Raw genomic sequence first — 26,079 nt, 5'->3', positions numbered from 1 at the left:
TGTCACCGGCATTTTGCTATATAGAATTCTGAATGGTTGTTATAGGCTAATTGAGCATTCCAATTTTCTTCAGCCATTCCTGCACTTCGGCTTTAACCTCAACTGCCCTGCCATCTTTCATTACAAACAGTATTCCATCTCTTTCAATTCCACCCTTTGTCGTAAATCCATCGAGCACCTTACTGCCGGGACATAACTTTTTTAACGTGTTGAAACTGTTCCCAATTCCATAACCTGCATTTGTATTGAATGGGATCACAGTTTTACCTTTTAAAGCGGAATGTTTAAGAAACGATTTCATAGGAGGAGGTAACTCCATTCCCCAGGTTGGGAATCCTACAAATATTTTATCGTATTGTTCAATAGCCGAAATTTTGGTTTTTAAGAGAGGGAGCTCAGTGGTGCTATTCTCTTTTGCAACCTGATCAACAATTTGCTTGTAGTTTTCCGGGTAAGGATTTTGCAATTCCAGTTCGACCAGATTACCGCCTACATAACTTCTGATCATTTCGGCAACTGCTTTGGTATTTTTAGTGCGTGACAGATATACGATCAATATTTTTTCTGTTGGAGCTTTCATTGCAGGAGCAGTAGGCTGAGCCTTTAAACAGGAAGTCATAAAGCCCATCATGACAATTGTCAATACGGTAAGGGATGTTGTTCTTTTCATGTTGCTGCGTATAGGTTTCTCTTGCAAATTTCGGCAATGTTTACTGAGTGATCGTTATACCAATTACTGCAGTTCCTACCAATGTTACTGAAATGGGAAGCATAAGCTCAGTAGTTAAGATTTGACACGACTATTGGATCATCTTTGCCAGGTTTCCCAGTTGTCTCAGCTTGAATTCAATATGAGCTGTCCAGGGCAGGCCAATACACAGTCTCATACAGTTTTCAAACTGATCCTGTAAGGTAAACATACGGCCAGGGGCAATGCTGATCTGCTGCCTGATGGCCAGGTCGTACAATTTTGTGGTATCCATCTCTTTGTTAAATTCTACCCAAAGCGCCAGTCCACCTTGCGGTCTGCTCGTTTTTGTACCTTCCGGAAAATATCCGGCTATGGCATTGACATAATTTTGGTAATTGCTCATCAAAGTGCTGCGCAGGTAGCGGAGATGGTTTTCATACCTTCCACTTTTCAAGAAATTGCCCACTGCTTCATGAATAATAGAGGGAGAAGAAATGGAATGAACCAATTTCAGCTTCAGCAATTTGTCTTTGTACTTGCCTGGAGCGATCCAGCCGACACGATACCCTGGTGCGAGGGTTTTTGAAATGGAACTGCACCACAGGACGTTGCCTTCCACATCGAAAGATTTGCAGCATTTCGGTCGGTGTGAACCAAAATAAAGGTCGCCATATATATCATCCTCGATAAGTGGAATATTCTGTTCGGCCAGGAGCGAGACTACCTCTTTTTTATGTGCATCGGGCATACAGCTGCCTAAAGGGGTATTGAAATTTGGAACTAACAGGCAAAGGTTGATTTTAGGAATCAATTTCCTGAAATCCTCCATTTCTATTCCGGTGATCGGGTGGGTGGGAAGTTCCAGTACTTTGAATCCCAGACTTACGGCTAGTTGCAGGATGCCCGGATAACAAGGGCTTTCCAATGCAATGGTGTCGCCAGGTTTCCCCAGGGCCATCAGGCAAAAGGAAAGTGCATTCATCCCCCCGCTGGTGGTGATCAGGTCATTTTCATCCAGATTGCCACCCCATGCCAATGATCTTGTGGCAATCATCCTTCGCAGGTTCAGGTTGCCCTGTAAAGGTTCATATTCAGTTCCTCCTTCTTTAAGGGAGCGTGTGGCAAGCACAATCTCTTTTTTTAGTTTTGCCATAGGGAGTAAATTTCCTGAGGGCACGCCAATGGAAAAAAGTGTCAGGTCCTCACGCCCCATATTGGAATAGACTCTGGTGATCAGTTCATCCGGTTCATTGTCCTTAGCCGTGAGTGAGGGGCGACTCACTTCTGAAAGCGGTAGTTTCAGATAAAGCTGCTTACTGACGAAAAAACCGGACTGCGGTTTTGCTTCAATTAAAGACTGTGCTTCCAGTTCCAGAAATATCCGTTTCGCAGTACTCATGCTGATGTGGTGTTGCTGGCATAACATCCTTACAGAGGGCAATTTCTCTCCGGGCTTTAAGATTCCATTCCTGATCTGACTAGCAAGCTTACCCGCTATTTCACTATAGATATATACCTTTTCCATCTGAATTCTACAACTGTGTCTGTCCAAATATATAAAACTGGTACTGTAGTCCTTCGTTGTTGTACTTTAATTTTGTGCAACAATTTAAAATGTAATGAAACAGAGGGAAATAACCAGACCAGTAAATGAACACTCAGGTGGCTGGATGAATGGATGTATAGGCATTGTTATATTTAGCGGTTCCTTGCCGGCGACAAAGCTGGCAGTATCGGCTTTTCATCCCCTGTTCCTAACGGTATCACGAGCAACCATTGCGGGGCTGCTTGCACTCTGTGTACTGTTGTTTTACAGGGAAAAAAGACCAAAGCAACAGTATCTTAGGTCTTTGATTATTGTTGCACTGGGTTGTGTGATTGGATTTCCCTTATTATCTGCAATGGCCTTACAATATACAACTTCAGCACACGGTATGGTTTTTATGGGGTTGTTACCTCTGGTAACGGCAGTATTCGCTGTGATCCGTGGTGGAGAGCGTCCCCCTCAGGTATTTTGGTTTTTTTCAATAGCAGGCAGTCTTCTGGTAGTCGGTTATGCTATTGCCCAGGGGCTTTCCTCTAGTCCGGTTGGTGATATCCTCCTATTACTGGCTATCATTGTCTGTGGACTTGGATATGCTGAAGGTGCGAAACTGTCAAAAACTATGGGGGGCTGGCAGGTGATTTCCTGGGCCCTGGTGTTGTCGTTGCCCATGATGGGGGTTTTGACATTTTTACTTCTTCCGGAATCATTTACGGAAGTTAGTGTAACGGCCTGGGCAGGCTTGGCCTATATCAGTTTATTTAGCATGTTTATCGGGTTTATATTCTGGTACAGGGGACTGGCACAAGGGGGAATCGCCAGAATTGGCCAGTTGCAATTATTACAGCCTATCCTGGGACTGGTACTGGCTACGACTTTTCTCCACGAAGCGGTTACTCCGGGGATGATGGCCATCACAACAGGTGTCATTCTTTGTGTGGCAGGAACAAAAAGGTTTGCCAGGTAAAAATCAGGTCTTCACTGTCTTGAAGACCTGATTTTTCTACTTGAACAGTTCTGTATATTCCGCTGGCATGGCTGGTAGGGGTTGTATAAGTATGTTTTTATAAAATACTTCTGCCCCCTCACTCTGCAATTGTATCTTTCCACTATCCATTGTTATTTCTTTACCAGCTGGATCCTTGTAACGGGAATTTTTCAGCACCATAACCACATGGCCATTGACGATATGCAGGCTTTTTCCTTCATAACAGATCAGCTCTAGTGTATTCCATTCATTGGAAGGAAGTTCATGATTCTCAGATCTCATGCAAAAGAAATCTCCACCTTTTTTGAAAGTGACGAAGGGCTGTGTCTCATCGGCCACATTGTTCATCATTCCTTCAGAAGGGAAAGAACGGATGTCTATCATTCCATCGGCCTGACACCAGAAATCGCCCATGTGTCCTTCCATCACCTGAAATTCCTGTGAAAGCATCCATGAACGCCAGTATTCAGCACCTGCTTCCCCATTGGAATGGTAAAGTATACCTGAATCCTTTAGTTTATTCTTTCTTGGAGTATATTTTTGAGTCCCCCATTTCACCTGAAGTTTAAGGTGATAATTTTTAAAGGAGCTGCGGGTAAAGATACAGCCATAAGTCTCTCCGCTGATCCGTAATACCGGTCCTTCCGGCTCATTTAAAACGGAAAAAACTTGTTGGGGATCCTTATTGTATCCTAAAGGTGCAATAGGACTTCCTGAAGCATCTTTAGGTATATTTCCATTATAATCTTCCCGGTGTGCATAACTCAGGTAGGTCTCCCATTTAGAGAGATTTTTATCCAATAATGGTGTCCATTCCCTGGCAGGGCTCAGCGATAATAGCGATAATAATATGCTAAAGGCTGAAAAGTTGATAAATAACCGTTTCATACAGGTAAGTTTTTTTATTTGTTTTTCAAATTCTATAAGACAAAAATAGATCAGTATTGATATCTTATTATGGTATAAATCCATCATTTATCGGTAGATTTACGACTGATGAGACGATTTTTAATGCATACCCCTTTTAGCATTTACCATTTTGTTGCGGATGAATGGGTACATTCCGTCCATAAGCACACTTATTTTGAAATCATTTTTATCCTGAAGGGTAACGGCACCCACCATATCAATGGAAATGCTTTTCCTTACGATAAAGGAGATGTATTTCTATTGGGGCCAGAGGATTTTCATCATTTTGATATTTTGCGGCAGACAGAGTTTTCCTTTGTTCGTTTCAATGAATCTCAGCATCGTCAGATAGAAGGGAATCAGGACCGGCCCTGGAGACCAGTAATCCATACCCTTCTCCATACCTCCTCACAAAGCCGCGGATCTATCGTAGAAGACCAGAAAGAAAAGGAAAAGCTCCATCAGCTGTTGATGGTTCTGGAAGCCGAAGGCGAAAATGAGCGTTCCCAGTATTATGAGATTGTTAAAGACAGTATCCTCCGTACCATGCTGGTGATACTGGCCAGGAACCTGTTTACCCAGGGAAGTCCGGTTGCAATTCCCAAAGAGTCGATTGATCGGATTTTAATGTATATCAAACAGCATATTTTTTATCCGGAAAAACTGAGTATCAAACACCTCGCAAGCCTATTCAATTATTCCCCTGCATATATCAGTCTCTTTTTTAAACGCCAGACAGGCGAATCCCTAAAACTGTACATCACAAAATTTAAAATCAATCTGATTGAATCAAGATTGACCCATAGCAAATTAACCCTCACTGATATTGCTTATGAATTTAATTATGCTGATGAAAGTCATCTGTGCAAACAGTTCAGGAAGTATACAGGAATTACCCCAACTGCTTTTAGGAAAAAAAACAATACGCAGCACCCCTGCCATTGACATCTGGCTGATGCTTGCTTGAGGCAGATTGGGATTGCAAAATAGAGAAGCTACTTACTCCATCCTGCTTTCTTCAATCCATTCCTTAAAAGATATAATCTGGTTAAATAGATTTGTTAATTCTAACAAAAATATTGTAATTTAGATTGTCTGTTTACACATGGCTGTGATTGCACATGATGTTTATAGATGATCATAACCAAATATAGATCCTGATGCTGCGAAGAAAATATTTTGTCTTGCCTGTCTTCTTTTTTATCTCATTTTTAGCCGTTGCACAGCAAAACCAGATACAGTTTTCCAGGATTAATGTTTCTGACGGACTTTCACATAATCAGATCAATACAATTTTTAAAGATTCCAGGGGATTCCTGTGGTTTGGTACGCTTTCCGGATTAAACCGCTATGACGGCTATGCCATTAAAATCTTTAAGCATGATCCCCGTGACACAAATTCTGTGAGCGATAATTTTATTACTGAGGTTTTCGAATTACCGGGACATAAATTATATCTGCAGACAAGAAGCGGTGCAAATATTTATAACCAGGAGACGGAGACTTTCAGCAGGGAAGTCAAGGGCTACCTGAAGACATTGAATATCAATAGCGGTACCATTAAAAGTATTTTGACAGATCGTGATGGAAACTTCTGGTTTAATGCGGTAGGAGATGGTGTGTTCAGGTATGATATCAGAAGCAGGAAAACCACACATTTTAAATGTGATGGTAAAAACAAATTCTCCTTAGCCAAAGCACCCGTATCTGCTATTCAGACAGATCCTCATGGAAATATATGGATCATTCATCTGGATAAAACCATTGAAATGCTCAACCCGAAATCAGGTGCTGTCAGGAAACGCATCCTTGCCTTCAGACAATCGAAACCCGAGGAAAGCGAGGAATTCAGAATATTTATTGATGACCATACAGATATCTGGATTTACACCATGAGCAATCAGGGGATGCTTTATTTTTATGCCACCGCAACCGGGCAGAAACGTGTGATCGGTAAAAGCAGCGGGGGATTAAACAGTAATCTCATCACTGGCATTGTACAGGATGCAGACGGACTAATCTGGATAGGTACAGACCACGGTGGGATTAACCTGCTCAATAAAAAGGATTTTAGCATCAGGTACTTGATCAATCAGGAAGACAATCTCCAGAGTAGTGGACAAAATAGTATTATCAGCTTGTATAAAGATTATTCCGGGATTATTTGGGCTGGGACATTTAAAAAAGGAATCAGCTATTACCATGAAAAAATCATCAAGTTTCCTGTTTACCGATATGAAAGCAAGCAGGTCAATGGTCTGGTTTATAATGATATCAACAGATTCGCTGAAGATGATAAGGGCAATATCTGGATAGGAACCAATGGAGGGGGACTGTTTTATCTGGACCGTAAAACAGGAATTTTTAAAAGATACCAGCATTTGCCTTCCAATCCGAACAGCCTGAGTAATGATATTATTGTAAGCTTATTTTTTGACCGGCAAAAGAGATTGTGGATTGGTACCTATTATGGCGGACTGGATTGTTTCGACGGGCAGAATTTCCGTCATTATAAACACAGTAACAAAGATCTATCCAGCCTCGCCGATGACAGGGTGTGGGATATCATGGAAGATAGCAGGGGAAGGTTGTGGGTGGCTACACTTAGCGGGGGACTGGACCAGCTTGACCGTAATACCCACACTTTCATTCACCATAAGTCTGACGTCAATAACAGTGTGCGCTCAAATTTCATTTCTTCTTTAACGGAAGACAAAAAGGGGAATATCTGGATCGGCACATCCGACGGTATTGACAAGATGGAATGGAGTGGCCGTTTTATTCATTATCAAAACCAACCTGGTGTGGCCAATTCCTTGATTAATAATATTGTTTACGATGTGATGGAAGATAGTTACGGATTCATCTGGGTAGCCACCAAAGATGGGCTCAGCCGCCTGAATCCGGCAACCGGCCAGTTCAGGAATTTTGAACCCAAAGATGGCCTTAAGGAAAAATCCACTTTAAAGATTGTAGAAGACAACAGCAGGAATTTGTGGCTGAGTACGGCCAATGGTCTGTTCACCATTATTGTTAAGAGGGGAAAGAAGGATTTTTCCTATACCTTCAGAAAATATGACCAGCATGATGGTTTGCAGGATGCTGCATTTAATGCGAATGCGGGGTACAAATTAAAGAATGGGGAATTGCTGTTCGGAGGGGCGAATGGATTTAATCTGTTCAATCCGGCACAGATCCATACGGATGACAGTAAACCGGTAATTGTTTTCACAGACCTCCAGATTGCGAACAAAAGTGTAGGCATAGGGGAAGCTGTGAATGGCCGGGTATTGCTGGACAAAGCCCTTTCTTTTACCAGGTACCTGGATTTGCAATATTACCAGAATGCGCTGACTATAGAATTTGCGGCACTCAATTATTTTAATCCACAGAAGATAAAATACAGGTACAAGCTGGTTGGGTTTGACACGCACTGGCAGGAAATGCAGGGAGATATCCGCCGTGCTACCTATACCAATATTGATCCGGGCAGGTATACGTTTAAAGTGATGTCTACTAATGCTTCCGGGAACTGGGTAAATAATGAAACCTCCCTTTTGATTACGATTTCTCCCCCCTTGTGGCGCACCGGCACTGCCTATCTTTTTTATTTCCTCTCTGTCGCCGGAATCCTGTTGCTCATCAGGCACCGGGGAATCCAGCGGATCAAAAAGAAACTGTCATTGGAACAGGAGCGTATCCAGACAAAACGGGTACACGAACTGGATTTGCTGAAGATCAAATTCCTCACCAATGTGAGCCATGAATTCAGGACACCCTTATCGCTCATTATTACCCCACTTGAAAAATTGATCCGGCAGGCAGGAAAGGAAGAAAAGCCGCAGCTCCAGATGATCCAGAGGAATGGAAGGAGATTGTTGAACCTGGTTAATCAACTGTTGGACTTCCGAAGGATGGAAGTACAGGAATTAAAACTTCATGCCCAGAAAGGGGATATCATTCTGTTTATCAAGGAACTCTCCCTTTCTTTCAGTGACGTGGCAGAACGCAAAAATATCAGCTTCAACTTCGAAACAGACCGGGCAAACCTGGTGACTTCTTTCGATCACGATAAAGTGGAACGTATCCTGTTTAACCTGCTTTCTAATTCTTTCAAATTCACCCTTGCGGGGGGGAGCGTAAAAGTTAGTCTCCGCACAGCGAAACATGAAGGGGCAGACACCATACTGATGTTGCAGGTGAGTGATACAGGTATAGGAATTGATCCTGAAAAGCTGGAAAAAGTATTCGACACTTTTTACCAGAGTGATCTCCCCAGTTCTATGCTGAACCAGGGAAGTGGTATCGGGTTGTCCATCACAAAAGAATTCGTTAAACTTCATGGGGGAACGATATCCGTAACTAGCGTGGTGAATCAAGGCAGTACCTTCAGCGTTACCCTGGTGCTGGCAGAAGAGTCCCAGAGTAACCTGGAGATGCCATTAAAGAAGCTTCCGGCAAGTACAGAGGAACTGATTTATGGTGAAGAAACCGATGCAAAGATACAGTATAAAAAACCTGTGGTCATACTGGTGGAAGACAATGAAGACTTTCGTTTTTATCTAAAGGACAACCTGAAAGCCTATTATCATATTGCCGAGGCAGGAGACGGGAAAGAAGGATGGCAGAAGATCCTTTCCCAGCATCCTGACCTTGTGGTCAGCGATGTCAGTATGCCCGAAATGGACGGCATGGAGCTGTGCCGGAAAATTAAATCGGATAAGCGTACGGCACACCTTCCTGTTATTCTTTTAACTGCATTGACAAATGAGGAGCAGCAGCTTACAGGATTGGAGACCGGCGCCAATGATTACATGACGAAGCCTTTTAACTTCGAAATCCTGTTGTCTAAAATCAGGAACCTGTTGCAGCAACAGGCCTTATCCAAAAAGACCTACCAGAAACACATCGCCTTTAAGCCATCGGAGACTGAAATTGAATCGGTCGACGATAAGTTTATCAGGCAGCTTTCTGTGCATATCGAAAAACATTTGTCGGATTCAGACTATTCGGTTGACCAGCTGAGCAGTGACATGAATATGAGCAGGGTGGGGCTGTATAAGAAAATCCTTCCCCTGACGGGAAAATCACCCATAGCCTATATCCGGTCTTACCGGCTCCATAAGGCAAAACCACTATTGCTGAAATCCCAGATGACTATTGCACAGGTGGCCTATGCCGTAGGTTTCAGTAATCCGAAACATTTCAGTAAGTATTTCAAGCAGGAATTTGATATGCTTCCATCGGCCTACATCCTTTCAAAATCCGGAAAAAACTCTTGACAGACTAAATCAGGGCGTTTTTGTTAACATATTGGTACCCAATTGTTATCATTTGAATGCCCTGCATTTTTTGCTTTCCTGATACTTTTATTAAAAATCCAACCGAATATAAATTATATCTCTATGCGTAAAATGAGGGTGAGCTCCCTGATCTTTTTTTGTGGCCTTTTGTGCTGCTTCGAAGTCAGCGGACAGCAAAAAGAAAGTTTCCTTAAATCAGATTCAGGAATAGATATTCCTGTACACAATTCAGTTACCGGAATTAAAAAAATAAGGCTTCAGCCGGTGAGCGACCGCATTATCCATGTCACTGCGGTGGCGACGGAAGATTTCCCTGCAGACAGGAGCCTGATGTCTGTCAGTCAGTTCAGCAATACGCCCTTTACCGCCATTACGGACCATGATCTTGTGGTGTTAACAACGGCTGCGCTGAAAGTAGAAGTTTCACCGGAAACCGGTTTGATCACCTACCGCGACCTGAATGGCCACATGATCCTGTCGCAAAGTAAAGTCCCTTACCCTGCACTGGTTCCGGAAGTTTATAATGGGGAAGCTTCCTATAAGGTATCGCAGGTTTTCAATGCCGGCAAGGATGAAGCTTTTTATGGATTGGGCCAGCACCAGCAGGGATTGGTAAATTATAAGGGACGCAGGGTAGACCTGATTCAGTACAATACTGAAATTGGTGTTCCTTTTTTATTGTCGAGTAAAGGATATGGCATTCTGTGGGATAACTATGCCATTACACGTGCGGGTGACCTGAGAGATTACCAGCCCCTGTCGGCCTTACGCCTGTTTTCCAATACCAATAATGAAGGATGGCTGAGCGCCACCTATGCACAAAAATCCGCCTCAGAAAAGGTACTATTTACACAGCCGGTATCTGATATCTCACAAAACTGGTTGACCGACCAGCATAAATTTCCTGCAGGAGTTAATATGGCGGATGCTATAGTCACCTATGAGGGAGCGGTATCCAGTAGCCTTGCCGGTTTGTATCAGTTGCAGTTGAAGTATGCAGGTTATATAAAGATCTGGTTTGACGGGAAACTGGTTGCAGATTACTGGCGTCAGGCTTGGAATCCAGGTTCTGCCATACTTGATTTACAGCTTGAAAAAGACAAAAAGGTAAAGGTAAAAATGGAATGGCTGCCCGATGGTGGGGAATCTTATCTGGGATTAACCTGTTTGTCGCCGGTACCTGAAGAAATGAAGAACACATTTGCATTGAGCTCTGAATCCGGCGCAGCAGTGAACTACTATTTTATATCTGGTGAAAATGCTGACCAGGTGATTGGCGGATACCGTACCGTGACAGGAAAAGCCGTGCTGATGCCGAAATGGGCTATGGGCTTCTGGCAAAGTCGTGAACGCTATAAAACACAGGATGATATTTTAACTACTGTAAAAGAATTCCGTGACCGTAAGATTCCCCTTGATAATATTGTGCTCGACTGGTCCTACTGGAAAGAACCGGAGTGGGGAAGTCAGCAGTTCGACCCGGCCCGTTTTGCCACTCCAGAAGAAATGATCAAATCATTACATGCGCAACATGTAAACCTGATGATTTCGGTATGGCCAAAGTTCAATAAAGGTTTTGATATCTATGATGAATTTGACAAGAAAAAATTCCTTTATAAAAGAAATATTGCCGATGGTCGCCTGGACTGGATTGGCAAAGGGTATTCCAATACGTTTTATGATGCATTTAACCCTTCAGCAAGAACTGATTTCTGGAACCTGATGAATAAACGTTTGTACAGCAAGGGAATTGATGCCTGGTGGATGGATGCAACTGAACCGGATATGCATTCAAACCTTCCTGTAGAGATCAGAAAAGAACTCATGACACCGACCTATGAAGGTTCATCGACGACCTGGTTTAATGCCTTCCCTTTACAGAATGCCAAAGGTGTATATGAAGGACAACGCAGGGTGAATCCGGTGGACAGGGTATTTATTTTAACCCGCTCTGCCTATGCAGGTCTGCAACGGTATGCCGCAGCAGCATGGAGTGGTGACATTGCCTCGCGCTGGGATGATATGAAAAACCAGATTGCTGCGGGAATTAATTTCTCCCTTTCAGGAATGCCCTACTGGACGATGGATATCGGAGGGTTTTCTGTAGAAAAAAGATACGCTGAAGGGTATGATTCCGCATTGGATGAATGGAGGGAGCTGAATACCAGATGGTACCAGTTTGGCACTTTTGTGCCTTTGTTTAGGGTGCATGGACAATTTCCGTACCGTGAAGTCTACAACATTGCACCGGAAAATCATCCGGCTTATAAAAGTATGTTGTATTATAATCGGCTGAGATACCGGTTGATGCCATATATCTATTCCCTGGCAGGGGCATCTTATCAGAAAGATTATACCATAATGCGTGGTCTGGTGATGGATTTCCCGGAAGACCTGAAAGCCCTGAACCTGAATGATGAGTTCCTTTTTGGGCCTTCCCTGCTGATTAATCCGGTTTACACGTATAAAGAAAGAACCAGAAAAGTCTATCTTCCTGCGGGACAAGGCTGGTATGACCTGTATACGGGTAAGTATTTTAAAGGGGGACAGGAGATTATTGCTCCGGCAACCTATGAGAAAATGCCTGTTTATGTAAAAGAGGGTTCTATTATCCCGACAGGTCCCGAATTACAATATACTTCGGAGAAACCTGCCGATCCGCTTACTCTTTTTGTCTACACCGGTAAGGATGCTGCCTTTTCCCTGTATGAGGATGAAGGCACAAACTATAACTATGAAAAGGGGGCTTTTTCTACGATAGATTTCAGTTACGCAGAGGGTACAAAAACCTTAACTATAGCGGACCGTAAAGGCAGCTTCAAAGGCATGCTGCAAAGCAGGACCATCAGGGTGATCGTGATCACACCCAAGTCGGCCAAAGCATTCAACTTTGCGCAAAATACAAAGTATACGCTTGATTATTCAGGCAAGGAGCTGGTCTTGAGGCTGTAAAGCTGCCAGTGTCAAGAATTGTAACCAAATAAAAATCCAAATATGATGAGTCTAATATTTATTAAAACGTATGAACGGCATGAAAAGGAATTTTAGTATTAAAAAAGAAAGCATCATGCTACTGGTGTTTTTCTCACTGCTTGTTTTTAGTCAGTCCCTGTTTGCACAGCAAAGGCAGATTACCGGAAAGGTTACAGGGCTTGCCGATGGACAGCCCATACCAGGGGCAGTGGTCAAGGTGAAAGGTAAAACGGGAGGTACAGGGACGAATAATGAGGGGGCATTTGCAGTGACGGCAGCTACAGGTGATATCCTCCAGATCAGTTCTATCGGTTATGTCACAAAAGAAGTTCCGGTGACTGCAGGGAATGTCTTTAATGTCACTTTGGCCGAGGAAGACCGCCGGCTCGATGAAGTGGTGGTGGTGGGCTATGGGGTGCAGAAAAAGAAACTTGTCACCGGAGCAACGGTTCAGGTGAAAGGAGATGAACTGCAGAAACAGAGTACCACGAATGCTTTACAGGGATTACAGGGACAAACACCGGGAGTGCAGATTGCCTCCACCTCAGGCCAGCCCGGAGAGGGGATCAAAGTAACGATCCGGGGTCTGGGAACTATCAATAATTCCAGCCCGCTCTATGTAGTGGATGGGGTGCTGACAGATGATATCTCTTATCTGAATACAGCGGATATTGAGTCGATTGACGTATTGAAAGATGCGGCTTCTGCAGCCATTTATGGTTCACAGGCAGCAAATGGCGTGGTTTTGGTAACGACAAGGACAGGGAAAAGGGGACAGTCTTCACAAATTACTTTTGATGCTTATACCGGTATACAAAGTGTAGCCAGACAGGTGGAGCTGCTTAATGCTACCGAATATGCATCGATTATAAATGAAGCGGCAATTAACAGTGGAGGTGCACCGATATTTACCAGGGCGCAGGTAGACGCCTTGGGTGAAGGAACAAACTGGATCGATGAGATGCTGGTAAAGAATGCCATTACCCAGAATTACTCGCTGGGTGCTTCAGGCGCTTCAGAAGCTTCTGTTTACTCTATGGGACTGTCATATACAGGACAGGAAGGTGTGGTTGGGGGGGCAGATTTTTCCAATTACAAGCGTTACAGTTTCAGACTGAATTCCGAGCATAATTTCTATAAGGAAATCATTAAAATTGGTCAGCATTTAACCTATACAGATATTAAAAGTAATGGTGTAAGTGTGGGTGACCAGTACAGCAATACCTTGCGTGCTGCTTTTAATACCCATCCGATGATGCCGGTTTATGATGCTGATGGTAATTTCCATAACAGCACAAATGATGCTTTTAATGCCGGGCAGGCTAACCCTTATGCATCAATGGTGTATACCACACAGAATAAAAGTACTAACCAGCGGCTTTTGGGCGATATCTACGCCATCATTGAGCCGGTGAAGAACCTGAAATTCAGGACAAGTCTGGGACTCAACTATTATTCGGGTGATTACCGTGCTTTTTCACCGATCTATGAATTATCGGCATATGCTTATAACCGGGTATCCAAGGCCACCCAGAGTATGAATAAGAGCCAGTCGCTGATTTGGGACAATTTACTGAGCTATAGCTTCAAACTGAAAGAAAATCATTCTTTCGAAGTACTGGCGGGGATGTCTGCCTATAAAGAAGACGGTTCCTCATTATCGGGTACCAATACCAATTTGTTCTTTGATGATTTTGACCATGCCTGGTTAGACAATGCCACCAACAAGGATTCTGAAGGGATCAGTATTTCGGGAGCAGCTTATGATCCTGACCGGAGGCTTTCTTATTTTGGCAGGATCAATTACAATTATAAAGAAAAATATCTGTTGAATGTTACTTTCAGGGCAGATGGGTCATCTAATTTTTCAGCAGAGAACCGTTGGGGATATTTTCCTTCTGTTTCTGCCGGATGGGTGGTCACCAATGAAGATTTTATGGCAGGACAGGAAGACTGGCTGGATCAGTTAAAGATCAGGGCGAGCTGGGGACAGGTTGGAAATCAGAATGTCGCCGCTAACCAATTCCTTTCTCCGATTACCATAAAAAATACCAACTATATTTTTGGAACCGATGAAGGGACACTCACCGCAGGGGCCTATCCAAGCAGAATAAGTAACAGTAACCTGAAATGGGAAACTTCAGAACAAACAGACTTGGGCTTCGATGCTTTGTTGTTTAAAGGAAAGATTGGCGTTAACTTCGATTACTATAAGAAAACAACCAAAGACTGGATTATCCTGGCACCGATACTTGCTACTGCAGGTGCTGATGCACCTTATATCAATGGAGGAAGTGTAGTGAATGAAGGGCTGGAGCTGGCCCTGAGCTACAAAAACAAAATAGGTGAATTTAATTATAATGTAGGCCTGAATGGATCGTATAACAAGAACACTGTAGGGGCTATTCCAACAGAAGATGGAATTATCCATGGGGAAAATGCTGTCCTTTATGACAACGCAACAGAGTTCTACCGTGCTCAAAATGGCTTTCCTATTGGTTATTTCTGGGGATTGAAAACAGGTGGCGTATTTCAGAATGAAGCGCAGATAGCCAATTACAAATCCTCAAACGGCACAGTCATACAACCTACTGCCCAACCTGGAGATGTGATTTTTATAGACCTGAACGATGATGGGGTCATCAATGCCAATGATAAGACGAATATTGGCAATCCAAATCCTAAATACAACTTCGGGATCACACTTTCCGGTAGTTATAAAGGCTGGGATTTCTCTGCCGTAGCCTCTGGAGTTGCCGGAAACAAAATTGTACAATCCTACAGGAATCAGGCGAACCAGTATGGAAATTATACCACTGCAATCCTGGACAGGTGGTATGGGGAAGGTACTTCGAATACCGTCCCACGGGTAACCAATGACAACCGTAACTACACCACTTTCTCTGACTTATATATTCAGGATGGAGATTACCTGCGGATCAGCAATGTGACTGTCGGATATGACTTTAGCAGGATCATTAAAAAGGGATATTTTAAACAAGTAAGGCTGTATGCAGCAGCATTAAACCTGTACACCTTTACTAAATATGATGGCATGGATCCTGAAATTGGGTATGGCACTGAAACCTTTTCTTCCGGTGTTGATCTTGGCTATTATCCGCGTCCAAGGACTTTTATGCTGGGCCTGAATCTGAAATTTTAACCCTCCTGATCTAGAAAATTATGAAAGCTATAAAAATACTAAGCATAGCGCTGTCTCTTTTGTGTTTAGGGGCATGCAAAAAAAGTTATCTCGATACTGAGGCTTTAACTACGCCAACAGAAGAGAATTTCTATAAAACACCCTCTCAGATTTATACTGCCCTGGTTGGGTGTTATGACGGAATGCAGATCATTTGGGCCAGCGGCGTATCTTTACCCGTGGCTTCTGAGGTCATGTCTGACAATACTTTTGGGGGTACTGGTAATGCCGATGGATTTGGTTATCAGATGATTGATGAATTTGACCGGTCGCGCTCACCCTCAGATCAGGACCTGTATGCTGCAAACTGGATCGCCTATTATAAAGCGCTTTACCGCTGTAATATGCTGTTGAGCAAACTGGATCAGGTGGAATGGGGAAATGACACGCAACTTCGGGCAACTTATGAAGCTGAAACCCGGTTTATCCGTGCCTATCTCCTTTTCGATATGGTAAGGTTATGGGGGAATATCCCTTTACTGACTGCACCATCTACAGAGAATATTCCGCAGGCAGATCCTGCAGCAGTATATAAAGTCATTGGTGATGATTTGAAGTTTGCCGCCGCGAACCTTGCCGCCACAAACTATGCCGCACAGCCCGCAGGTACTTTTGGCAGGGTGACGAAATATGCTGCAGAAGCTTTGATTGGGAGAGTATTTCTTTTTTATACCGGATATTATAGTGCGACAGACCTTGCAGGTTCAGTGACCAAAGCTGAAGCACTGGCCTATCAGGAAGATATTATCAATAATGGCGGATACTCACTTTTAGCTGATTTCTCTAAATTATGGCCTGCTGCCTCTGTAGAACTGTATGCCGGCGAACGGAATCCGGAAACTATTTTTTCTATCAGATACACTTCTACGAGTGATTATAATGGCAATCAGGATGGGAACTATTGGATGATTATGGTTGGGCTTAGGGAACAATCCATTTATCCATATGGTAATGGATGGGGGGCTGAAACTGTAAACCCAAGGTTGTGGAATGCTTATACAGCCAATGATACCCGTCGTACGGCTTCAATTACATCTATTGTTGATGAAGGTTTGGCTTTTACCAGCCAGTCTAAACAAAGGGAATATACAGGGTATTATGTGAAAAAATATAGTCCCATGGTAGATAAGGACGGACATCCTATGCCTGAAAGTCTTTATGGGAATATAGATTTTCAGATCGGTCAGTTTCAGGACTATGTGGTGATCCGTTATGCAGATGTACTGCTGATGGCGGCAGAATTGGGGAGTGCCAATGCACAAAACTATTTTGACCTGGTTAGAAAAAGGGCTTTTGGAGATGCTTTTGTAACCAGACCGGTCAGCCAGGCCAATATTATGGAGGAACGCCGGCTGGAGTTTGCTTTCGAAGGTCTGCGTTATTATGACCTGCTGCGCCAGGGAATTAATACTGCTGCACAAACGATAGCACAAACAACTACGGTATTGAATGGCGGAGTGAGTACGACGAAAACAATTTCAGCCTCCAATATTATCAGTACCAAAGGTTTGCAGCAAATCCCGAATACACAGATTACCTTATCAAATAATACCCTGAAGCAAAATGCAGGCTGGTAGTTATCCATTATTTAATATTTAAAGTGATGAATTTATATAAAAAAATATGTGCAATACTGGTGATACCTATGGTGTTTATCACCTGTAAAAAGTCGGAGCATAGCTTGGGCACCGTGCTGAATAAATCTCAGATTACCTATTCCGTTACCCAGGATTATGCGATTGATCCCGGAGGGAATACCGTGATTATTAAGAATACCACTCCCGCAACTTTATCTTATTGGGATTTTGAGGTTGGTACCTCCAATAAAATGACAGATACGGTTCATTTTGCTTTTGCAGGAGACCATGTGGTTAAACTGACTGTTTCTTCCGGAGGGTCATTGGTAGAAATGGATTCTGTTGTGGTAAAGGTGACAGCGGATAATCTGAATTACGTGAACGACGAATTATGGATCGCTATTTCCGGAGGGCCAGGCAATGAAAAAAGCTGGGTACTGGATACTGAGGGAACCTCATTTAATGGGCCTATGTATTTTTACGGTACAAGTAACGGCTGGCTGCTGGGAGGTGATAAAGGATGTTATGGCTCAGACTGCTGGGCTTGGGAAGCGGGTTTGAATGATATGTACGGTGGTGATAAACCTAACATGACCAAAGGCGATTATGGAGTAATGACTTTTAGTTTAAAAGGCTCCGCTTCATTTACTGCGGTGAAACTGATGGAAAATGGCATCGTAAATAGGGGGACTTATATATTGAATGCTGCTGCCAAGACACTGACGATAAATAATGGTACCATCCTTCGTGGTTATAAACCGCTTAAAAATGGTATTACAGGAATCAGTGACTGGACAAATTATACGATTATGTCTCTCACAGAAGATAAGATGCAGCTTGCCGTAACCAGGGATAAGGATGTAGATGGTGAGGGCAAATGTAAGCTGGTATATAATTTTATTGTTAAAAAATAAGGAACAGTACGATTCAAACTGTCAGATATTAAGGAGCCTGCAGAAGGGTAAGTGTTTACGATACGGAATGCAGGTTTCTTCATATCTAAAATATGCTGATAAACATCCTCTCATGGGCGTACCGCTCAGTTGGAGAACCGGGTTTGAGGGTTCTTGAATTCAAATAAAAACAAAGATATACTGATGAAACTATCCCAATTTTTTAAGCTATTACTTTTTATTTCCTGTGTACAGATTGATGTCTGCGCACAGCAGAATCCTCGTCTCGTACAGGATTTCAACGACAACTGGAAGTTTTCATTGGGAGACAAGCCGGGTGCTGCTCAAGTCAGTTATGCAGATAAAGACTGGCGGGTGCTCGACCTTCCTCACGACTGGAGCATTGAAGGAAATTTCAGCAAGGATCATCCCGCAACATTCGGAGGGGGGGCTTTGCCCGGAGGTATAGGCTGGTACCGTAAAGATTTTGTCATCCCTAAAAGTTCAAAAGGCAAATACCTGGCCATAGATTTTGACGGGGTGTACCGGAATAGTGAAGTCTGGATTAACGGGCATTTTTTAGGGAAACGTCCCAATGGATATATTTCCTTCCGTTATGAATTGTCGCCCTACCTGAATTATGGAGGTAAAAATACAATTGCGGTAAAAGTAGACAATTCAAAACAGCCGAATTCAAGATGGTACAGTGGTTCCGGTATTTACAGAGAGGTGAAACTGGTTACTACCGGGAAGACACATGTGGACCAGTGGGGGACGTTTGTCACTACACCTTTTGTTAACGAAAGTTTTGCGAAAGTAAACATTAAGGTGAATATCAAATATGGAGGGAAAATCTTTCAGCAGGCGACCGTGAAAACGATGATTTATGACAGGAATAACAAATTGGTCGCTTCATCTGCTAAAAAAGTTGGCCTCACTGGCGATATGCTGGTCAGTGATGAAATGAAGATAGAAAAACCCCAATTATGGTCGCCCGTCAATCCTTATTTGTATACTGTAATTACCCGGATTGTCCTGAAAGATAAAGTTGAAGATCAATATGCGACTACGGTAGGATTGCGTAACTTCAGTTTTGATGCTGAAAGCGGATTTTTCCTGAATGGGGAGTCGCTTAAGATCCGTGGGGTATGCAATCACCATGACCTTGGAGCATTGGGTGCAGCTTTTAATGTACGTGCGGCGGAAAGACAACTGGAGATACTCAAGGCCATGGGCTGCAATGCGCTTCGGACTTCCCACAACCCACCGGCATCAGCCTTATTGGACTTATGCGACCGCATGGGTTTCCTCGTGATGGATGAAGCTTTCGATATGTGGGTGAAGAAGAAAAATGATTTTGACTATCACCTGGACTGGGACAAATGGCACCAAAAAGACCTGGAAGACCAGATTCTGCGTGACCGCAATCACCCTTCGGTATTTGTTTGGAGTATAGGGAATGAAATTCAGGAGCAATGGGGTACAGGTGCCGATACGACAGGCCGTGTGATTGCAAGGGAACTCAGCCGGATCGTGAAAAATCTGGATACGACACGTGCCATTACTACAGGAAACAATGATGTGAACCTGTACAATAACCTGATCCAATCCGGTGCAATGGACCTCATCGGCTATAATTATAACCACGACAAATGGAAGGACTTTAACCGCACTTATCCCGGTAAAAAGTTAATTGCAACAGAGACAACTTCAGCATTGCAAACCAGGGGACATTATGATATGCCTTCCGACAGCATCAGGATATGGCCTACGGCATGGGATAAACCACTGCTAACGGGAAATGCTGATTTCAGCTGTTCTGCCTATGACAACTGCCAGTCGCCCTGGGGATCTACTCATGAACATACGCTTCAGGCTGCTGAATTTAATCCGGCAGTATCCGGTATTTTTGTATGGACAGGCTTTGACTATCTGGGAGAACCTACGCCATATGTATGGCCTGCACGAAGTTCATATTTCGGAATCATTGATCTGGCTGGTTTTCCTAAGGATGTCTACCATTTGTACCGAAGTGTGTGGGCCAATGAACCTGTGCTGCATATTTTCCCGCATTGGAACTGGAAAGAGGGGCAGGAGGTAGATGTATGGGCTTACTACAGTCAGGCAGATGAAGTCGAGCTGTATGTAAACGGAGTTTCCATGGGTAAGAAAAGTAAGCGGGGACAGGACATGAAAATCAGCTGGCGGCTGAAGTATGTGCCCGGTGTGTTGAAAGCGGTTTCCCGTAAGGATGGAAAAACAGTTTTGGAACAGCAGGTTAAAACAGCAGGAAATGCGGCCAGATTGGTGCTGAATGCCGACCGGAGCATAATTAATGCCGATGGAAAAGACCTTTCTTTTGTTACTGTTAAGGTTACAGACCAGGAAGGGAACCTGATTCCTGATGCGAAATCACTGATCAGTTTTAAGCTGACAGGCGATGCGCGAATTGAAGGATTGGATAATGGGAGTCCGGTCAGTCATGAATCATTTAAAGGAACATCACATGAGGCATTCAATGGATTGGCATTAGCCATTATCAGGGCAGGAAAACATCCGTCGAAGCTGAGCTTAACGGCGAGTAGCGAAGGATTGGAGCCTGCAACAATAACGCTTGAACAGCAGCCGTAATCAAGGGTTACGCTCGCTTACCCATAAACTTTTATTAAAATTTATCCAGCTTAATGCGCAACTCCAAACTATTCTTCCGTATGGTTAAAATACTGATCTATTCCCTTTGTTCTGTCCTTTGTCTGCAATTGCTGAACATCAATGCTGTGAAGTCACAGCAAACAACATTTAGCCGGCCGGCACATGGTTTTACGAGCTGGCATCCGGCCGAAACCTGGGAACATTCCTTGCTGAGCGGCAATGGGACCATGGGTGCCATGGTCATTGGTCAGCCCTATGACGAAACGCTGTTGCTGAGCCATTCGCAATTGTTTATGCCTCAGAAAAGATCGGGCAAACGATTTGAACAGGAGTCTGAACTTACCCGGATCAGGAAGACTTTAATGGAAGGAAAATATCCCGAAGCAGCTGCTATTCCTGCCCGGTTGAGAAAAGACCAGGGATATGATGATATCAGGGATCCATTTATTCCGGCATTTGATTTAAAGATTTCACAGACGGCTGGTGATATCAGGGCATATCAGCGTGCACTGAACTTCGAGACGGGAGAGGCCATCGTGAATTGGACTGACCAGCAGGGGAGCTTCGAAAGAAAGGTATTTGTCTCCCGGGCAGATAGCGTGATTGTTTTATCCATTAAAGGGGATAACAAAATAAACAGTGTATTACGGTTTTCCCAAAGGCCGGTGGAATGGTTGCAATCCAAATTTGTGAAAGATGGGATGAAGGAAATGCATGCGGCTGCGGAAGCTGAGGGCTTAACCTTTTCTGCGGCATTCAACCATGTGTATGAAGGGGGGCTTACGGGATATGCAGGGCTGGCCAGGCTATACCAAAAAGGAGGAACGCATCAGGTTGACCAGGGGAGCCTGGTTATCACTGACGCAGATGAAGTATTGCTCCTGATTAAAATAAAAGCTTCCTACAGCACAGCAGATCCCGTCTTAACGAGTTTGGGAAAAGACTTGAACCTACTGCATCCGGCCTCCTATGACGAATTGCTGAGACGCCATGTGCGTATCCATGGGGAGCTTTTTAATAGGGTAAAACTGGATCTTCGGGCCAAGGAAGAAGAGAGAAGGATGAACAATGAATCCCTGATCCAGTTGGGGAATAAAAAGGTAAGCCTTGCATTGATAGAAAGGGTTTTTGATGCAGGACGATACAATATCATCAGTTCAACGGGGGTGTTACCGCCAAACCTGCAGGGATTATGGTCGGGAACCTGGACAACCCCCTGGAGCGGAGGTTTCACACTCGACGGAAACCTGCCCACGGCCATATCCATCCTGATGCCCGGAAATACACCGGAACTGATGAAAGGTTTTTTCAGTTTTCATGAAAACCTGATGGCCGATTACCGCCAAGAGGCCAGGCAGCTTTTTGGAGCCCGCGGTATCCATATTCCGGCACAGGTAACCACCAGGGGAGTAGAGACTGATTTTGGTGAAACCTGGTGCCTGACTTACTGGACTGGTGCTGCAGGATGGACGGCCAACTATTTCAATGATTATTATTTATACACCGGTGACCGAAAGTTTCTCGCAGAACACGCGTATCCTTTTATGAAAGAAGCAGCCTTGTTTTATGAAGATTTTCTAAAAACCGGAGAGAATGGCAAACTTTTATTTATTCCTTCTTATTCCCCGGAGAATAATCCCAAAGGAATCAATTCACAGGCTACAATTAATGCTACGATGGATGTGATGATTGCCAGTCAGTTGCTACGGAACTGTATTGCAGCAGCGAAGGTATTGAAGGTGGATCAATTGAAAATAAGGCAGTGGGAACAAATGCTGAAGAAAATGCCGGCCTATGAAGTTAATGCAGATGGCGCATTAAAGGAATGGATATGGCCGGGATTGGAGGATAATTATGGCCATCGACATGCTTCCCAGTTATATGCACTATACGATGGACTGGAGCCGGAATTTAAGAATGACCAGGTACTGCGGAAAGCTGCCGGAGTATTATTGGATAAAAAAATGGCTTTCCGACAGGCGGAAGGAGGGGGAGAAATGGCCTTCGGATTGGTGCAGCTGGGAACTGCTGCGGCACATCTTGGAGATGCTGTAAAAGCTGCTGAACTGACCAATTGGCTGGCCTCAACTTACTGGTCTAAGGGAATGGGATCCTTTCATAATGTAAAAGAGATGTTTAATACAGATATCAGTGGCGGACTTCCATATCTGATTACCCAGTTATTGTGTTTTTCAGCAGGGGAATCCATTTATGTATTACCCGCTTTACCTGCAGAATGGCATGAAGGAACGATAAGCGGACTATTGCTAAGGGGACAAATCACAGTAAATAAGCTGAAATGGGATGATAAAAGTGTTGAATTGGAATTAATTTCCCCGGTTCCGCAAAAAGTGGAGTTGCATTGTGGAAATTCAATCCTCAAAGCAGTCCTGAAAGCGAATGAACCGAAAAAACTAACCTTATCACGCTGAATAAGCTGAAAACAAAACCAGCCAGTTATACCAGATCAGGTACATCCGGCCGGTTTGCCGGAGAATTTTAATACCGGTTTAGCCACTATTGGTTTTTACAGAACTTGGTATTTGCATAAACTGTAATTTATCGACGGTCCAGCTATAAGCGGTGTGATAGAGGAATCTGTGTTTTGTTTAATTCGTATGGGAAATGGGGAGGTTTTATACTTCAACAATTTATTTGATAATATAATATTCTGTTTAATGCTATTATGAGTATGTTAAATTTTATTTTAGGCTACAATAGTTGCGATAAATAATGTACATTCACAGAATAATAATAATTGCATTTTTATGACATTTCTAGACGTGGTTCTCGATCCTCCTGCATATGGCTGGAAGGATGCAAATGGAGAACTCGCCAAACCTACTGCAAAGCAGATTTTTACTGAATTTTTTTCGCGTTTGAACATCTTCAGGTCACGTAAAAACTGGCTTCCCTTATTTAGCTGGCTTAAAGTCATCCTCACGATTCCGATGCTTTGCCTTTTTCTTTTCTATTATTTCAGCTGGCCATTGCTGATTGCTGCATTTTTATACAGTATGATTGTGATGGGAACCCATGGTACGATCTGGCACCACCGGTATTGTACACATGGTGCTTATACTTTCAGAAATAAATTCTGGCGCTTTTTTACACAGAACCTGACGATTTCTATGATCCCGGAAGAAATATATGTGGTTTCCCACCATGTACATCATGCAAAATCGGATACTCCGGGGGATCCTTACAATGCATTTGGCGGATTTTTATATTGCTTCCTGGCGGATGTGAATCACCAGCCTATTGCGAAGGATCTTTCCGAAAAGGATTATTACCGTGCAACACGCTTGATGAAACATACTGGGGTGACCCCGAATACTTATGCGCAATACCTGGAATGGGGTTCAATAGCCAATCCGATGAGGACTATTTTGTCTACTGTGTTGAACTGGGGATTCTGGTATGCTGCTTTTTATTTGATCGGGGGACATGGATTAGCCTGTACATTGTTTGGTGCCGCAGGGATCTGGGCAGTTGGTGTCAGGACCTTTAATTATGAAGGTCATGGCAAGGGCAAGGATATGAGGCGTGACCATTGTGATTACAACCGGGATGATATGTCAATTAATCAGTTATGGCCCGGATTTGTTGCCGGGGAATGGCACAACAATCACCACCTGTTTCCGAAAAGTGCCAGGACAGGATTCCTTCCACACCAGATTGACATCGCCTGGTATTATATACACCTGATGTATAAACTGGGGCCGGTAACAGCCTACAGGGATTCTAAAAATGAATTCTATAATGAGCATGTGAATAAAAAACCATAAATCTTACCTAGAGCCTTTGTTATAGCCTTCCATTTGCTGAAGAAATAATGGTTCACTAATCCCTGCATTATTGTTATTTTTATTAATTTTAGGGCATTATAATTTATCAGCAATGATGCTGCTGGTGCCATACTATTTTAGATAAACTTAAGAATTTTGGAAACGCAATCGCTCGATATCAAAGATCTTGAAAAAAAGATCGCAGCCCTGGAAGCCGTTAAATACATTAAAAATAATGATGTTGTAGGTTTAGGTACGGGGTCTACTGCCTTTTTTGCCATTGAAGCTGTGGCAGAGTTGGTGAAAAATGGTTTAATGATCAAATGTGTACCTACATCAGAACATACGGCGAAACTGGCTGCTTCCCTGGGAATAGCATTGCTGGATATGGATGAGGTAAGTGTCATTGATATTACTATTGATGGTGCCGACGAATTTGATGGTGACTTAAACTTAATCAAAGGTGGTGGCGGTGCCCATTTCCGGGAGAAGATTATTGCCTGTTTAACCAAAAAGGAGGTGATCATAGCCGATTCTGCCAAGCAGGTGGAACGGCTGGGTAAGTTTAAAGTTCCGGTAGAAGTTGTTCCTATGGCCTTGAATTATGTAAAACAGGAACTCCGCAAGCTGAACGGCCTGGGAGAAGTAAGAATGAAAAACGGTACCCCATTTATTACTGACAACCACAATTATATTATTGATGCTGATTTTGGATTCATCACCCATCCGGAAGTGTTATCAGAAAACCTGAATCAGATTGAAGGTATTCTTGCGCATGGGCTATTCGTCAATATGGCATCGGTAGTGATTATGGGTAAAGGAAATGAAACGGTAACTTTTAACAGAAGTTAAGGAAGCTGAGCAGAAATTAATTATTTCTGTTTTAATTCGTTGATTGCCTCTGTTTAATTTTTCAATTATTCCAGTTTAATCCTTATCAATGCTCAAAATCAGTTTTAATCCATTTCCTTGCTTAGAATCGAAACGGTTGTACCTCAGGCAAATTACTCCGAAGGATGTAAATGAGGTTTTTGCCCTAAGGTCGAGTGCTGAGATTATGAAATATATTCCGCGTCCGCTCGCTAAGACCAGGCATGATGCATTGGATTTTATTGACGTGGTGAATAAAGGGCTGAGGGACAATGAGGGGATCAATTGGGCCATTACACTGAAAAAGGATAATGTGCTGATCGGCATGATCTGTTTGATACGGATGCAGCCTGCGAATTTCAGGACTGAACTGGGATATATCCTGAATCCAGCGTTTCATGGCCGGGGAATAATGAATGAGGCTGTGGGACTGGTGGTAGATTATGCCTTCCATACGCTTAAGTTTCATTCCCTGGAAGCTATTATTGATCCTGAAAACCGTGCTTCGGCAAATGTGCTCCTGAGACACAATTTTGTAAAAGAAGGCCATTTTAAAGAAAGTAGTTTTTTCGAAGGTCGCTTTCTGGATGCAGAAGTTTATTCATTGATTAACAGATAGAATAGGAATCCAGTCCGATTGAATTAGCTGAATTCGCTATATTGCCACATAAATCGCATTAATCTTTTAAA

The 26,079-nt window shown here is 43.3% G+C and carries 15 protein-coding genes; 12 read left to right on the top strand and 3 right to left on the bottom strand.

Annotated elements, in window-relative coordinates; translation table 11 throughout:
- Window positions 1-46: 46 nt before the first annotated feature.
- A complete protein-coding gene (locus ACSBL2_RS18640; RefSeq protein ID WP_442588065.1) occupies window positions 47-670 on the bottom strand; it encodes a flavodoxin family protein in 624 nt (207 codons plus the stop codon).
- A 130-nt stretch (window positions 671-800) separates the two neighbouring features.
- Window positions 801-2,216 (bottom strand): aminotransferase-like domain-containing protein, encoded by a 1,416-nt coding sequence (locus ACSBL2_RS18635; protein ID WP_442588064.1) that lies wholly within the window; start codon window positions 2,214-2,216, stop codon window positions 801-803.
- A gap of 94 nt (window positions 2,217-2,310) precedes the next feature.
- Between ACSBL2_RS18635 and ACSBL2_RS18630 the strand changes: the two genes are divergently transcribed.
- Window positions 2,311-3,201 carry a DMT family transporter gene (locus ACSBL2_RS18630; protein WP_442588063.1) on the top strand — a complete coding sequence of 297 codons (891 nt, stop codon included), beginning with the start codon at window positions 2,311-2,313 and terminating at the stop codon, window positions 3,199-3,201.
- Between the two features lie 36 nt (window positions 3,202-3,237).
- Here the strand turns inward: ACSBL2_RS18630 and ACSBL2_RS18625 are convergent, their stop codons facing one another.
- Window positions 3,238-4,110, bottom strand: coding sequence for a 3-keto-disaccharide hydrolase (locus ACSBL2_RS18625; RefSeq protein WP_442588062.1), 873 nt, complete (start codon window positions 4,108-4,110; stop codon window positions 3,238-3,240).
- Window positions 4,111-4,218: 108 nt separating this feature from the next.
- Between ACSBL2_RS18625 and ACSBL2_RS18620 the strand changes: the two genes are divergently transcribed.
- From ACSBL2_RS18620 to ACSBL2_RS18570, 11 genes are all read left to right on the top strand, one after another.
- Complete coding sequence (locus ACSBL2_RS18620) at window positions 4,219-5,076, top strand: helix-turn-helix domain-containing protein (RefSeq protein WP_442588061.1); 858 nt, start codon at window positions 4,219-4,221, stop codon at window positions 5,074-5,076.
- A 215-nt stretch (window positions 5,077-5,291) separates the two neighbouring features.
- On the top strand, window positions 5,292-9,413 hold the full coding sequence (locus ACSBL2_RS18615; RefSeq protein ID WP_442588060.1) for a two-component regulator propeller domain-containing protein: 4,122 nt from the start codon (window positions 5,292-5,294) through the stop codon (window positions 9,411-9,413).
- Between the two features lie 123 nt (window positions 9,414-9,536).
- Window positions 9,537-12,386, top strand: a complete 2,850-nt coding sequence (locus ACSBL2_RS18610; protein WP_442588059.1) for a glycoside hydrolase family 31 protein — start codon at window positions 9,537-9,539, stop codon at window positions 12,384-12,386.
- A 79-nt stretch (window positions 12,387-12,465) separates the two neighbouring features.
- Window positions 12,466-15,570 carry a SusC/RagA family TonB-linked outer membrane protein gene (locus tag ACSBL2_RS18605; protein ID WP_442588058.1) on the top strand — a complete coding sequence of 1,035 codons (3,105 nt, stop codon included), beginning with the start codon at window positions 12,466-12,468 and terminating at the stop codon, window positions 15,568-15,570.
- 20 nt (window positions 15,571-15,590) lie between these two features.
- Window positions 15,591-17,186, top strand: coding sequence for a RagB/SusD family nutrient uptake outer membrane protein (locus ACSBL2_RS18600; RefSeq protein ID WP_442588057.1), 1,596 nt, complete (start codon window positions 15,591-15,593; stop codon window positions 17,184-17,186).
- A gap of 26 nt (window positions 17,187-17,212) precedes the next feature.
- Window positions 17,213-18,100: a hypothetical protein gene (locus tag ACSBL2_RS18595; protein ID WP_442588056.1), complete on the top strand. Its 888-nt coding sequence runs from the start codon at window positions 17,213-17,215 to the stop codon at window positions 18,098-18,100.
- 183 nt (window positions 18,101-18,283) lie between these two features.
- Complete coding sequence (locus tag ACSBL2_RS18590; RefSeq protein WP_442588055.1) at window positions 18,284-20,710, top strand: sugar-binding domain-containing protein; 2,427 nt, start codon at window positions 18,284-18,286, stop codon at window positions 20,708-20,710.
- Window positions 20,711-20,763: 53 nt separating this feature from the next.
- The gene (locus ACSBL2_RS18585; protein WP_442588054.1) at window positions 20,764-23,163 is read left to right on the top strand and encodes a glycosyl hydrolase family 95 catalytic domain-containing protein; all 2,400 of its coding nucleotides are present in this window, start codon (window positions 20,764-20,766) and stop codon (window positions 23,161-23,163) included.
- Between the two features lie 336 nt (window positions 23,164-23,499).
- A complete protein-coding gene (locus tag ACSBL2_RS18580; RefSeq protein ID WP_442588053.1) occupies window positions 23,500-24,519 on the top strand; it encodes a fatty acid desaturase in 1,020 nt (339 codons plus the stop codon).
- 156 nt (window positions 24,520-24,675) lie between these two features.
- The gene (gene rpiA, locus ACSBL2_RS18575; protein WP_442588052.1) at window positions 24,676-25,371 is read left to right on the top strand and encodes a ribose-5-phosphate isomerase RpiA; all 696 of its coding nucleotides are present in this window, start codon (window positions 24,676-24,678) and stop codon (window positions 25,369-25,371) included.
- An 88-nt stretch (window positions 25,372-25,459) separates the two neighbouring features.
- Entirely contained in the window at window positions 25,460-26,008 is a 549-nt protein-coding gene (locus tag ACSBL2_RS18570; RefSeq protein WP_442588051.1) for a GNAT family N-acetyltransferase, read from the top strand.
- The last annotated feature ends 71 nt before the right edge of the window (window positions 26,009-26,079 follow it).

Origin of the sequence: Pedobacter sp. AW31-3R (genome assembly GCF_052180285.1) — a bacterium.
In the GTDB taxonomy this organism is placed as follows: Bacteria; Bacteroidota; Bacteroidia; order Sphingobacteriales; family Sphingobacteriaceae; genus Pedobacter.
Note: the sequence above shows the minus strand (reverse complement) of the source record. Positions and strands in the feature narration are given on the sequence as shown.